Source organism: uncultured Campylobacter sp. (assembly GCF_938017615.1).
Lineage (GTDB): Bacteria > Campylobacterota > Campylobacteria > Campylobacterales > Campylobacteraceae > Campylobacter_B.
On sequence record NZ_CALIJA010000059.1, the window covers coordinates 1 to 11,790 of the forward strand.

An 11,790-nucleotide genomic window follows, 5' to 3' on the forward strand; every position below is an offset into this window, starting at 1 on the left:
ATAAATTTTAAATTCCAAAATTTAAAGCGCACGACTTTTTTAAATTTTAAAATTTGCCGAGCGTTTAAAACATCAACTTCGCGCAAGTTGCGATCAGCGCGGTGTTTGAGCGCAAAATATAAGGGCTATTAAGCGCATAGACGTTTTTAAATTTCTCCCTTTCGCGCGGCGAAAATCCGCCCTCCGGGCCGACGAACGCGATCTCATCGCCGCCGAAAATGTCGATGTTCTTGCCGCCAAAATCGATCAGGCTTACGTTTTCATATCTTTGCGCGAGCTCGTCCGAGCCGCCCAAAACCTCGATCTGCATGATGGAATTTCGCCCGCATTGTTGAGATGAGTTGATCAAAATCCGCTCCATCCTCTGCATATCGAGCCGCACGTTTTTCTGCGACAGATCGGCATATACCAAAACAAGCCGCCCGACGCCCATCTCATTTAGTACAGGCAGGCTCTTTTCGATCACGGCGCTCTCGACGACCGCCCAAGCGACGCAAAAATCGTGGCTCGGCGTAAAAACCGAGCTTTTAAAAACTAAATTCAGAGCCGCACCTTTGCGCGAAATTTCGGCGATCTCATATAGATAACTCGCCCCGTCCTTTAGATTTCGCACGTCTATGCGCTCGCCCGCCCTTGCTCGTCTGGCCTTTAGGTGCAAAAACTGATCATTCTGCAAAATCAGGCTCTGTTCGCCTGCAAGCTTATCGTAAAAATATACCATCAAATAACACTCGCTATCAAAATTATCGCTAAGCTTAGCCCCAAAATCACCCGCATTTTGCGCTGATACGACGCAAAGTTTTGACTTAGATACGCGATTTTCAGCCGCTTGTACGATACCGCGCTAAGCGCGATCATCGCTAGCGATCCGACCGCCATAAAGTAAATTTTAAAGCTCAGATCAAAGCGCAGCACCGGCAGCATCACGCTTCCGCTAATTATCAGCGCCGCGAGAGTCGCATAATATATCGGCAAAAACAGCCTGATGCGCCTAAGAAATCTAAGCCCAGATCTGCTCTTTTGCTTTAAATTTTCAGCTTGCGGCGCGGAGGCGGCGGAATTTAAAGCCTCGCTGCGAGGGCAAAATTCCGCCGCCGCATCGATCTTAAGCTGGGTAAAGATCAGATAAATTATCGTTAAAATCGCCGCAGCTAGCGCGAAAAATTTATGAAAGCTCAGGGCACTTTGATACAGATAATCCATTACTTCCGCCGGAGGGTTAAATTTGCAGGATAAAATTTTGCGCGGCTAGAGCCGAAACGACCGAATTTCAACGCAAATTTTTTCGGCGCGAGATAAGACAGACCTGTTCCGCGCCTTTGAAATTTTAAAAACCTTTCAAAGCGGTCGCGGATATTTATTGCGCTAAAATTTACCGCGCGCTCTCTCAACTCCGGTTTTGCGCCGTATCTCTCGCGCCAAGAATGAAATTTTGCGGATAGGGCTTTATAAAATTTAAAATTTCTTTGCGCAGATCGCACTGGCAAAAATGGCGCCAAAATCGCGCTCGCGCGCCGCATACGAACCACGTAAATTTTAAAAATTTTCAAATTTAGACGCGGATTTTTCAACACTCCGCCTTATTCGGTCACCGGAAGCGGCGGCATATCGGCGTTTATATCGACTTTTGGCTCGCTAGGCGCGATAGGCACGTCCTTCGGCACTTCGCTATCTACCGGCGGCTTTTGCAAGGTGTCCTTTTTCTCATCGTCGCAACCGCCCAAAGCAAGCGCGCAGACAAAGATCGCGCACGTGGCAAAAACGCGCATAAGCCCCGCGCCAAATTTAAAGAAATTTCTCATCAGCAGTCCTTTGGATAGATGATTTTTTCGCCGCGCAGCAGCTTTTGCCAAAGCTCGGGCTGCCTCCACTCCTCGCGCACGGCGGGCGAGAATTCTATCTCATCCAGCGCGATCTCGCCCATCTGCGGATTGTAGGCGTCCTCGCGGAAGCACTGCGCATAGCCGGTGGTAGTTTCGTGCACGATGACGCTGTGAAGCTTTACTTCGCGCTCGCCGTTTTGCATCTGAGTCAGGCTCAAAAGTCGGTCCACAAGGACGAAAAAAATTCTACAAAACTGCTCCGCGCTTGGATTTAGCGGTATCTGTACCCAGCGCGCGCTGTGTTTTTTAAGATCCGCGATATAGCCCGCATCATCGTGCGCGTAGATCGTCGTAGCGTGATCGAAACTATCGATAAGCTCGCGGATACCGAGCTTCATGTAGCCGAAGTCATAAACCATACCCGCTTCATCCAAAAAATTTGAGCTAAGCAAAATTTCGCATCTGTAGGAGTGACCGTGGATGCTCGTGCGGCACCGCTTCGAGCCGCACAGGCGCACGATGTGAGCGTTTTCGAATTCGTATAATTTCCTGATTATCATACCCCGTCCTTCTCGCCCCAAATTCTAATGTGCAGGCGATCGGAGTAATTATAGCCGTTTTTTAGGCAAAAATCCACGCAAAATTGCGCGCCGCTTTCCAGCTCGCGACGATCTGCGCTGCGCGGCATACAATAAACCTCGCTCTCGCACGCCGCTAAAATTTCAGTGATCTCGGGCTGCGCGTCAAACTCGGGCGAGATGACGAACTTGTAAAAGCTATCCTTTGCGTTTTGTTTTAAGCTTCGCAGCGCGGCGAAGTTTAACCTGCGCTCTCGCGGCTCGGCGGAGTTTGAAAGCTTAGGCGAGACCGCAAAGACGCAGCTTTTGTAGGCGGGAAATTTTTCAAAATCCACGAAAATCGTGCCGTTGGTTTCGAAGTGCACTGCGTGTCCGCGCGCGAGCAGCTCGCAGACGAACTCGTAAAATAGCGCCTCTTTGTGATGCAACATCGGCTCGCCGCCGGTGATAACGACGATCGGCTTTTGATAAAGCTTAGCGCTCTGCGGCAAGGCGAAGCTTTGCGGATTTAAATTTAAAGAATTCTGCGTTGCGAAATTTAAAGAATTTTCGCTCGTTAAATTTAAAGATTTTTCTGCGTTACCGTTTGGACGGGGAGGCGTTTGTGCGGCGACGGAATTTAACGTATTGCTTTCAGAAAAAGACTCGGCGGCGCAAAAACCCGGCGCAGAGCATGCGGGCGCGGAACAGGACAAACCTGATAAATTTGGAATTTTATTCAAAAGCTGCGATAAATTTAAAATTTCTTCGTGCTCGAAGTGGCTCGTAAAAACCGCGCGGATCGTATCGCAACCGCGCAAGATCTCGCCAGTCTTTGGCGAAACGCGCTCGCCGCCGAAGCCCTCGCAGCGCAGATTGCAGCCCGCAAAGCGAAAGAAAAACGCGAGCCTGCCTGCGTATTTGCCCTCGCCCTGAATACTTAAAAAGCTCTCAACAAGCCTCATCCGCCCGTCTCGTAAAATGCACGGCTTGAAATTTCATTCGAAGCGTCCGCTTGCCAGCGATTTTTTTCGGGCTTATTCGCTAAAATTTTAGCCAAAATTTCGGCGGCTGCGGCAATGTCGCCCTCTTTGACCGCCTTTTTGATACTTAGCGCATCCTCGAAGTAAAGACACGGGATCAAAAGCCCCTCGGCGCTTAGTCTGATGCGGTTGCAGCTCTCGCAAAAATCATGCTTGTGCGGATCGATGATGCCGAAAGTGTAGCCGTCCCCGAGCGCGTAAAGCGACGCGGGCGAGCTTTGCGATTTCGGCAGAGCGGTAAAGATAAATTTACGCCTTAAAATATCTAAAATTTCACTCGATTTTAAGCCTGTAAGATCGCCGGCATGGGTGTTTTCCATAAATTCTATGAAGCGAATCTGACAGTCCTTCTCGCGGGCAAATTCCAGCAAATAAATAAGCTCGTCGTCGTTGATCCCCTTTAGCACGACGGTGTTTAGCTTGACTTTTAGTCCCGCTTCAAGCGCGGCATCAAGGCTCTCCAGGACGTTATAAAGCACGCCGCGCTGAGCTATAAATTTAGCTCGCTCCGGGCGCAACGAGTCAAGCGACATATTGATGCGTTTTAGCCCCGCATTTTTCAAGGCGCGCGCGTAGTTTTTGAGATAATATCCGTTGGTAGTAAGCGCAAGATCGATACCCGGAGCGTAATCCGCGATCATCTTTATAAAATCTTCGATCCCCTTTCGCACCAGCGGTTCGCCGCCGGTGATACGGATCTTTTTCACGCCGCTGTCGATCGCAACTTTGACGAATAAAAACATCTCCTCAAAGCTTAAAATATTCTCTCGCGGCACCCAATTAAACGGCGTACTCGGCATGCAATATCTGCATCTGAAATTACACCGCTGCGTAACCGAAATGCGCAAATAATCGATCGTTCGTCCAAATTTATCAATTAGCATATTTTGCCTTAATATCAATTTGCGGCGATTATATAAAAAACAAAGCGATTTTGCAAAATTTTATTTTTATATTGCTCTGGCTATTTTCTTACCGAGCCGATGAGCTCTTTAAGCTGATCCAGAAGCGGTCTGATCTGCTTTTCTACCCGCTCGTCGATCATCGTAGGCACTACGTCTAGTCTTTGTTCTATCGTCTCGTCGATTACGTCGGCAATCGCGTTTATATCGATATTGGGAGCGACTTTGCCGCCCGAATCGATCATCTCTTTTAGCTCCTCGACCTTCTTTTTAAGCAGATAGTTTTCCTGCATAGCATCGGTCAGCACCTGATCGAAGCGCTCGAATTTTTTATCCGCTTGCTTATCCTTAAAATATATGACGAAAAACATCAAAAATATAACGACGCAAAGTCCTAAAATGATGATAGTGTTAAGATCCATAGGGGTTCCTTAAAATAAATTTACAAAAACAAAAGCGAAAAACGCAATGCCCAAGTAGCCATTCAGCGTAAAAAACGCGCGATCAATCTTGCTAAAATCTTTCTGCACGATCCTATGCTCGAAGTACAGGATCGTCGCGCACGCAGCCACGCCCAGATAGGCAAAAAAGCCTAAATTTGCCGCCGCGCAAAACAGCAGCCAAAAAAGCACCGCCACGGCATGAAAAATTTTAGAGATAAACATCGAGGCTTCCTTGCCGTAAAGCGCAGGAATGCTGTAAAGCCCAGCCGTGCGGTCAAATTCCATATCTTGAAGCGAATACAGCACGTCAAAGCCGCCTACCCAAAATACTACTCCAAAGCATAGTAGCACCGACCATAGCGGAATTCCGCCGCTAACGGCGATCGCTCCCGCAATCGGCGCAAGCCCTAGGCAAAAACCGAGCATTAAATGCGCGGTCTCGCTAAAGCGTTTAAAATATGAATACCCGCCCAATGCCGCTAAAATCGGCACCGAAAGCTTAAGCGCCAAAGAATTTATAAGCGCCGAAACCGCTATGAAAACTACCGCGTTTGCGATAATGAAAAGCAGCAAATTCCCGCGTCCGATCCGTCCATCCACGCTGGGGCGCGAAGCACAACGCGGATTGGCGCGGTCGATATCCTCGTCCAGGTAGCGATTTAGCGCCATTGCGAAGCTTCTGGCGCTCACCGCGCATAAAATTCCCAAAAAAAGCAATTTCCAGCCGAACCATACCGAGCCGCTTTGCAGCTTGCTCGCGGTAATCATCGCCGTAAAGATAAACGGCAGCGCGAAAACCGAGTGTTTAAAAACTATTAATTCGTTGATATCGGATAAAATTTCTTTAAATTTAGCCATTTCGCCCCTTATTTTGGGCACCATTGTATCAAAAAAAAGTAAGAATAACTCTAAATTTGATATAATTTGAACGAAAAATTTACGAAAGGAAACGCCTTGAGCCAAAATCAAAACCCGCATGCAAGCCCACAGATCGCGATCATCGGCACCACCGCAAGCGGCAAAAGCGATCTTGCGCTAAGCATCGCGCGCGAAATGGACGCCGTGATTTTGAGCCTCGATTCGCTCTGCATTTACCGGCAAATCGACATCGCAAGCGCCAAGCCAAGCGAGGAGCAGCTGCGCGAGATCAGGCACTTCGGCGTAAATTTAATCTATCCAAACGAATACTTCAGCGTCGGCGAGTTTATCAAAGAATACGCATCCGCGCGGGCTTTTGCAGATCGTAGCGGCGCGCCTTTGATAATCACGGGCGGCAGCGGGTTTTATCTCAAAGCGATGCTAAGCGGGCTGGTGCCGAAGGTTCCCGATTTTAAAAGCGAAATTTCAAACAATGAAATTTACGCCCTAGCGCAGCGCATCGATCCGGAATTTGCCGCGAAATTTAGCGCGACGGACAGCTTTCGGTTAAAAAAATGGCTAAGCATCTATAAATTTTGCGGCGAGGCGCCGAGTAAATTTCTGCGCGAAAACACCGCCCCGCCCGTGATTTCAGATATTAAAATTTTTGAGATCGACGCGCCTAAGCAGTGGCTTGCAGGACGTATCGAAGCGCGCACGAAGGCGATGTTTGAGCGCGGGCTTTTAGAGGAGGCGGAGTTTTTATTCGCTCGCTACGGCGCAGAGTACAGGGCGCTAGGCTGCATCGGGCTAAAGGAGTGCGAGCAGCTTTTACGCGGACAGATCTCGCGGACGCAGTGCGAGCAGCTCGTAAGCCTGCACACGGTACAGCTTGCAAAGCGCCAACGCACCTTCAACCGCTCGCAGTTCGCGGATAAAATTTCGGCGCCACCGCAAGAGCTGGAGCGTGAAATTTTAAAATTTCTCTGCCGCGAGATTTGAAATCGAAATTTATCAAAATTTGTGCGCTTGCTAGAAAGCAGCGAGGCAAGGAAGTAAAATTTAGATTTTAAATTTGCCGTGCCAGTCGCGTCTTTAAAATTTTGCGGGTCGCGCCAAGGTCTCGTGCGGCGCGAAGCTCAGGTTAAATTTAATCGCCTTCGCAAATATTAAAGCTAAATTTATCGTTATCAAGCCTACTGAAATTTTGATTTTCCGCGCTTGCATTGCGCTTGAAAATAAAGGCGTAGCCATATTTCTCGAAGTTCTGCGAGCTGTTTTTTAGCCCAACGACGCAAAGCTCGTAAGTGCCGCTTTGCAAGCCAAGTTTGAGCGTGGAATTAAATTTTCGCATCTTGCCCGCAGCGCCGCTTTGGCACTCATAGCCTAGCTCGAGTTCGCCGCTTTTTAGCTTATCGAAACGATACTGCAAAGCATCGAAGCTCGCTAGGATCGCGGAGTCGCTTTGCGGGGCGAAATACAGCCTATCGCGCTTAAAAGCTACTTCGTAGCCCGCAGACGGCGCAAACTCCTCGTCAATGCAAACGAAGATCTCATAGCTGCGCACCTTAAGCGGATAGAAGGGTAAAGCTTTAGCGCCCTTTACGGCGTCATAAAACAGCTGCTTGTGCGCGTCCCAGTAGCTTAGAAGCTTTTTTGCTCTGCATTTTCGTTCCTTTAAAAACTCACTCAAATCGCGCACATCAAGCAGCGCAAAACCGTAGCCGTCAGCACTTAGCTCGCCCAAAAACATATCTCTCCTTGTTGGCAAAGCGCGATGGGTTCAATTCGCGCTTAAAATTTTAGCTCAATACCCGCTTAAAAAGACGAAATTATTTACCGCGCCGGTTAGAAATTTTACCAAAAACGGCGCCAGCGCGCATGCCACGCTAGCTAGCACGACGGCAAATTTTATCTGCACCGAGACCGCGCTCAGCGAGCCATTAAGCTCCGCGTCCTCCCGCGGTTCGTGCAAAAACATACGCACGATGAGGCGCAGGTAGTAATACAGCGCGAGCGCGCTATTTACCGCCATGATGACGGCGAGGGCGAAATAGCCCGAATTGACCGCGGCGCTTAGCAGATACATCTTGCCCCAAAACACGCTAAACGGCGGAATGCCCGCAAGCGAGAGCATAAAGATCGCCGCGCATAGCGCAAAGAGCGGATGGGTGCGGATCAGACCGTCAAATTTCTCAAACGGATGCTCAAAGCGAGCTGTAAATTTAGAGCTTTGCGCGCAAATTTCGGCGCCGGGCTCGCAAGTTTTAGTGCCGAAAAGGCTCACTTCCGCGCCGGGCTCGATCGCTTTCGAATTTGGCCCGCTTGCTTTAGAGCCCCGCTCTCCGCAAGCTAAATTTTCTCCGTTCGCGCCTAAATTTAACTCATCGGCAGAGTCTGCTAACTCGTGATTTTGCGAAAAAGAAAGCTTTGCGTTTGAGATAAAATTCCCTTTCTCCTCGTCGTTTGCATTTAAATTTAAAGGGACGCTTCGGGTTTTAAATTTTAAATTTAACGAGCGAGCGCGCCTTTGCCGTACACACCAGATGAAGGCAAACGCACCGAGATTCGCTACGGCATATAGTATCCAGTAGGTGAAAAGTGCGGCGTTTGCCTGCGTCGAGCCGATCACGATCGCGCAGAGCACGAAGCCTGCGTGCGAAACGGAGCTGAAAGCGAGCATCCGCTTGACGTCGCGCTGTACGAGCGCCATGAGGTTCGCTAAGCTCATCGTAAGCACCGCTACGGCGTAGAGCACGATGTTCAGCCACTGCACGCCGATGCTTCCCAGCGCTTCAAACAGCCTGATCGCCACGACAAAGCCCGCGATCTTGGGCACGACGGACAAAAAGCCCGCCATAGCCGAGCTCGCGCCCTCGTAAACGTCTGGCGTCCAGGTGTGAAACGGGATCAGCGAGAGCTTAAATCCTATCGAGACGATCATAAATGAGCAAGCGGCGAAAAGCAGGATATTGGTTTGTAAATTTGAACTCTTAGCGATCTGCGCGATATTTGAAATTTCCATAGAGCCGGTCGATAGAAAAAACATCGCCGCGCCGAATGCGAAAAAGCCCGATCCCAGCGCGCCCATTATGAAGTATTTTAGCGCCGCTTCGACCGATCTGGCGCGGTTGTGAAGCGCGATTAGCGTATAAAGCGCCAGCGAGCCCGTCTCAAGCCCAACGAGGATCATCATTAAGCTTTCGCTCGCGACCATAAACTCATAGCCCACGAGCACGAATAAAAACAACACGAAAAACTCCGCCGTGTGGTACTCGTGCGCGCTTCTTGCGCCCAAAGACAGAAAGATGAAAAATATCGAACCTGCGAGCATGATAAGCATCGATAGCGTCGCGATTCCGTCCACCAGCATCACGTCGAAAAGCCCGCGTATGCCGCTGTTGTATCCAAAAACGAGCCCGAAGCCCAGAGCTAGCGCCAGTATCGTGATGACGGCGTAAAATTTATACGATAGCGTGCGCGCAAAAAGCGAAACCGCGAGCATCAGCAGGGCAAATCCTCCGAGTATCGCCATAGGCGCGATCGAGGCTAAATTTAAAAGATTATTTTGCATCGCTTCTTACCTTAAAATTTGCTTTTTCCATATAGGCGCGAGTCGCGGTCTGAGAGGCTTTGTTAAACATCAGCTCAAGGCTTTGCGTCACGCTAGGTTCGATGCTTTTTAGCATCAGATTCGGCGCGACGCCGAGCACTACGACCAGCACGCAGATCGGGACGATAGAGCAAAGCTCGGTTCTGTTTAGATCGCTTAGCTTTTTATTCTCCTCATGCACGAGCGCGCCGAAAAAGATCTTTTTATAAAGATTCATCGAATAGATCGCGCCCATTATGATGCCGAGTCCACCCAAAAGCGCATAGCTAAAGCTTATTTTAAAAATCCCCGCAAGGCTTAAGAATTCTCCCACGAAGCCGATCGTAAGCGGAAGCCCTATCGAGCCTAGCAGCACGACGCAAAAACAAAACGCATAAAGCGGCATCACGCGCGCAAGCCCGCCGAACTCGCTGAAAAGCTTCGTATGCTTGCGGTCGTATAAAAAGCCTACGAGCATAAAAAGCCCACCGCTTACGATACCGTGGCTTATCATCAAAAATACCGCGCCGCTCATTCCTTCGCGGCTCATTGAAAAAATTCCAAGCATTATGACGCCCATATGCGCGATCGAGCTATACGCGATAACCTGTTTGATATCCTTCTGCGCAAAGGCGATGAAGCTTGCATAGATGATCATAACGATCGCTACGGCGCACATCACCCCACTAAAATGCACGCTCGCGTCGGGAAATAGCGGCAGCGAAAATCGCACGAAGCCGTATGTGCCCATCTTAAGAAGCACCGCGGCAAGCAGAACCGAGCCTATCGTAGGAGCCTGCCCGTGCGCGTACGGAAGCCAGGTATGAAAAGGAAAGCAAGGCGTCTTGATCGCAAAAGCGACCGAAAATGCCAAAAATAGAGGAATTTGCGTGCTAAGCGGCAGCGATAGGCTCTGCCAGTTTAGGATATTAAAGCTATACTCGCCCGTAGCCTCGTGATAGAAATAGCTCATCGCCACGAGTCCTACAAGAAGAAACATCGAGCCTAGGAAGGTGTAGATGAAAAATTTTACCGCGGCGTAAATTCTCTTGCCGCTGCCCCACGCGCCGATAATATAGAGCATCGGAATAAGCGAAAGCTCCCAAAAGATGTAAAACAAAATCGCATCCAGCGCCACGAAAACGCCCACCATCGTCATCTCTAAAAATAGAATGCAGATGATTAAATTTTTGGCGCGCTCTTTAATGCTTAGACTAAGCAGCGCCAAAAAGGTAACCAGCGTGCTTAGGATCACTAAAAACAGCGAAATTCCGTCCACGCCGATGAAGTAGTTGATGCCGTATTCGCTTATGAAAGGGTGCAGCACGCTAAACGCGATGCCGTCCACCGGCTCGTAGAGTATCCACAAAACGAGCGAGAGCACGAACTCTATAAAGCTCATCGTAACGGCGTAGGTCTTAATGCTCGCTTCGTCGATCAAAAAGCCTAAAACCGCAGCTACCGCCGGGAAAAATATAACCAAACTTAAAAAGTATTCCATGCCCACCTCACAGCGCAAACGCCAAAATCAGCAAAATGAAAGATCCCAAAACCATCCACCTTAAATTTGCGCTCAAATCTCCGCTATTGCTTGCGCGATCCGCACCTTCGCCGCCTTTTACCGCGATGCGAGCGATCAGATCGACGCTGGCGTCTATGATCGCGCCGTCGCATTTAGCGCAGATCTCGCTAAGCTTAGCGTATCCGCGCACGATCACGCGCTCGTAAATTTGCGGGATAAAATACTGAGCGATCAAAATTTTATAAAATTTGCAGTTCTTTAAATTTTGGCTAAATTTACCCTTGCCGTATGTCCAAATCGTGCCGATCGCCACCGCGCTTATCATCGCTAGCGTTAGGGCGATCAAAATTACCTCCACGCCGTGCGGGATCGAAGCTTTAAAGCCCGGCAGTATGCTAAGCACGAACTCCGCAAAATCGTGCTCGAAAAAGCCCGCGATTGCCGCAGGCACGGCTAGCACGCTCATCGCGATGAGGGCAAAGCCTTTCGCCTCGTGCGGATGGTGGGTAAATTTTTGCTTTCCGAAAAACACGAGCATTATCAGCCGTATGCTGTAAAACGTCGTCATCGCAGCACCTGCAAATAGCAGCGCCCAGATAAAATACGCGTCCGCGCTCCACGCCGCTTCTAAAATTTTATCTTTTGAGAAAAAACCAGCGAACGGATAAAATCCGCAAAGCGCGAGCGAGCCTATGCACATTAAAATCGCCGTAGGTCGCATAAACTTATATAATCCGCCCATATTTTGGATATTTAGATCGTCTTTCATCGCGTGCATTACGTTGCCCGCTCCCAAAAATAGAAGCGCCTTGAAAAACGCATGCGTCGCCAGATGAAACAGCGCGATCCAATACGCCCCGAGCCCCGCAGCTACGAACATATAGCCAAGCTGCGAAAGCGTGGAATAGGCGATGATTTTTTTAAGATCGTTATGAACTAGCGCCATCGATGCCGCAAAGACCGCCACAAAAGCGCCCAAGCAGACGATAAAGCCGCTTACTTCGGGCGCGAGCGCGAAAATCGCGTTTGCGCGGATTACCAGATAAACGC

At 49.4% G+C, this 11,790-nt stretch carries 13 protein-coding genes and 1 pseudogene; 1 reads left to right on the plus strand and 13 read right to left on the minus strand.

The features are described from left to right. Positions 1-64: 64 nt before the first annotated feature. The 9 genes and pseudogenes from Q0620_RS02720 to mqnP all read right to left on the minus strand — a co-directional run bounded on the left by Q0620_RS02720 (position 65) and on the right by mqnP (position 5,626). Entirely contained in the window at positions 65-721 is a 657-nt protein-coding gene (locus Q0620_RS02720; protein WP_298783114.1) for a 16S rRNA (uracil(1498)-N(3))-methyltransferase, read from the minus strand. Further along, positions 721-1,203: a hypothetical protein gene (locus Q0620_RS02725; RefSeq protein WP_298783103.1), complete on the minus strand. Its 483-nt coding sequence runs from the start codon at positions 1,201-1,203 to the stop codon at positions 721-723. Before Q0620_RS02725 ends, Q0620_RS02720 begins: the two co-directional genes overlap by 1 nt. 377 nt (positions 1,204-1,580) lie before the next feature. Then, positions 1,581-1,802, minus strand: a complete 222-nt coding sequence (locus tag Q0620_RS02730; protein WP_298783105.1) for a hypothetical protein — start codon at positions 1,800-1,802, stop codon at positions 1,581-1,583. Further along, the gene (locus Q0620_RS02735; RefSeq protein WP_298783106.1) at positions 1,802-2,383 is read right to left on the minus strand and encodes a 6-carboxytetrahydropterin synthase; all 582 of its coding nucleotides are present in this window, start codon (positions 2,381-2,383) and stop codon (positions 1,802-1,804) included. Before Q0620_RS02735 ends, Q0620_RS02730 begins: the two co-directional genes overlap by 1 nt. Then, on the minus strand, positions 2,380-3,123 hold the full coding sequence (locus Q0620_RS02740) for a 4Fe-4S cluster-binding domain-containing protein (protein ID WP_298783115.1): 744 nt from the start codon (positions 3,121-3,123) through the stop codon (positions 2,380-2,382). Before Q0620_RS02740 ends, Q0620_RS02735 begins: the two co-directional genes overlap by 4 nt. After that, positions 3,103-3,345, minus strand: a pseudogene (locus tag Q0620_RS02745) (7-carboxy-7-deazaguanine synthase QueE); the annotation flags it as partial. The gene Q0620_RS02740 and the pseudogene Q0620_RS02745, both read right to left, overlap by 21 nt. After that, positions 3,342-4,307 (minus strand): GTP 3',8-cyclase MoaA, encoded by a 966-nt coding sequence (gene moaA / locus Q0620_RS02750; RefSeq protein ID WP_298783107.1) that lies wholly within the window; start codon positions 4,305-4,307, stop codon positions 3,342-3,344. The gene moaA and the pseudogene Q0620_RS02745, both read right to left, overlap by 4 nt. A gap of 80 nt (positions 4,308-4,387) precedes the next feature. After that, on the minus strand, positions 4,388-4,747 hold the full coding sequence (locus tag Q0620_RS02755; protein ID WP_005869739.1) for a hypothetical protein: 360 nt from the start codon (positions 4,745-4,747) through the stop codon (positions 4,388-4,390). A 9-nt stretch (positions 4,748-4,756) separates the two neighbouring features. Then, positions 4,757-5,626, minus strand: a complete 870-nt coding sequence (mqnP, locus tag Q0620_RS02760) for a menaquinone biosynthesis prenyltransferase MqnP (protein WP_298783108.1) — start codon at positions 5,624-5,626, stop codon at positions 4,757-4,759. A 96-nt stretch (positions 5,627-5,722) separates the two neighbouring features. Between mqnP and miaA the strand changes: the two genes are divergently transcribed. Then, positions 5,723-6,628: a tRNA (adenosine(37)-N6)-dimethylallyltransferase MiaA gene (gene miaA, locus Q0620_RS02765; protein WP_298783109.1), complete on the plus strand. Its 906-nt coding sequence runs from the start codon at positions 5,723-5,725 to the stop codon at positions 6,626-6,628. A 148-nt stretch (positions 6,629-6,776) separates the two neighbouring features. On the opposite strand, the gene Q0620_RS02770 is transcribed toward miaA, so the two are convergent. The 4 genes from Q0620_RS02770 to Q0620_RS02785 all read right to left on the minus strand — a co-directional run. Beyond that, positions 6,777-7,379, minus strand: coding sequence for a hypothetical protein (locus tag Q0620_RS02770; protein WP_298783110.1), 603 nt, complete (start codon positions 7,377-7,379; stop codon positions 6,777-6,779). 54 nt (positions 7,380-7,433) lie between these two features. Continuing rightward, on the minus strand, positions 7,434-9,200 hold the full coding sequence (locus Q0620_RS02775) for an NADH-quinone oxidoreductase subunit N (protein WP_298783111.1): 1,767 nt from the start codon (positions 9,198-9,200) through the stop codon (positions 7,434-7,436). Then, positions 9,190-10,719: an NADH-quinone oxidoreductase subunit M gene (locus tag Q0620_RS02780; RefSeq protein WP_298783112.1), complete on the minus strand. Its 1,530-nt coding sequence runs from the start codon at positions 10,717-10,719 to the stop codon at positions 9,190-9,192. The genes Q0620_RS02775 and Q0620_RS02780 overlap by 11 nt, the downstream gene beginning before the upstream one ends. A 7-nt stretch (positions 10,720-10,726) precedes the next feature. Continuing rightward, positions 10,727-11,790: proton-conducting transporter membrane subunit (locus Q0620_RS02785; protein WP_298783113.1), on the minus strand; the 1,064-nt coding region annotated here is incomplete at its 5' end.

What these genes read in the sequence shown, in the direction of transcription:
- Q0620_RS02725 (WP_298783103.1), bottom strand. Translation starts at nt 1,203, where the DNA reads ATGGATTATCTGTATCAAAGTGCCCTGAGCTTTCATAAATTTTTCGCG.
- Q0620_RS02755 (WP_005869739.1), bottom strand. Translation starts at nt 4,747, where the DNA reads ATGGATCTTAACACTATCATCATTTTAGGACTTTGCGTCGTTATATTT.
- Q0620_RS02770 (WP_298783110.1), bottom strand. Translation starts at nt 7,379, where the DNA reads ATGTTTTTGGGCGAGCTAAGTGCTGACGGCTACGGTTTTGCGCTGCTT.
- moaA (WP_298783107.1), bottom strand. Translation starts at nt 4,307, where the DNA reads ATGCTAATTGATAAATTTGGACGAACGATCGATTATTTGCGCATTTCG.
- Q0620_RS02735 (WP_298783106.1), bottom strand. Translation starts at nt 2,383, where the DNA reads ATGATAATCAGGAAATTATACGAATTCGAAAACGCTCACATCGTGCGC.
- Q0620_RS02780 (WP_298783112.1), bottom strand. Translation starts at nt 10,719, where the DNA reads ATGGAATACTTTTTAAGTTTGGTTATATTTTTCCCGGCGGTAGCTGCG.
- Q0620_RS02730 (WP_298783105.1), bottom strand. Translation starts at nt 1,802, where the DNA reads ATGAGAAATTTCTTTAAATTTGGCGCGGGGCTTATGCGCGTTTTTGCC.
- mqnP (WP_298783108.1), bottom strand. Translation starts at nt 5,626, where the DNA reads ATGGCTAAATTTAAAGAAATTTTATCCGATATCAACGAATTAATAGTT.
- Q0620_RS02720 (WP_298783114.1), bottom strand. Translation starts at nt 721, where the DNA reads ATGGTATATTTTTACGATAAGCTTGCAGGCGAACAGAGCCTGATTTTG.
- Q0620_RS02775 (WP_298783111.1), bottom strand. Translation starts at nt 9,200, where the DNA reads ATGCAAAATAATCTTTTAAATTTAGCCTCGATCGCGCCTATGGCGATA.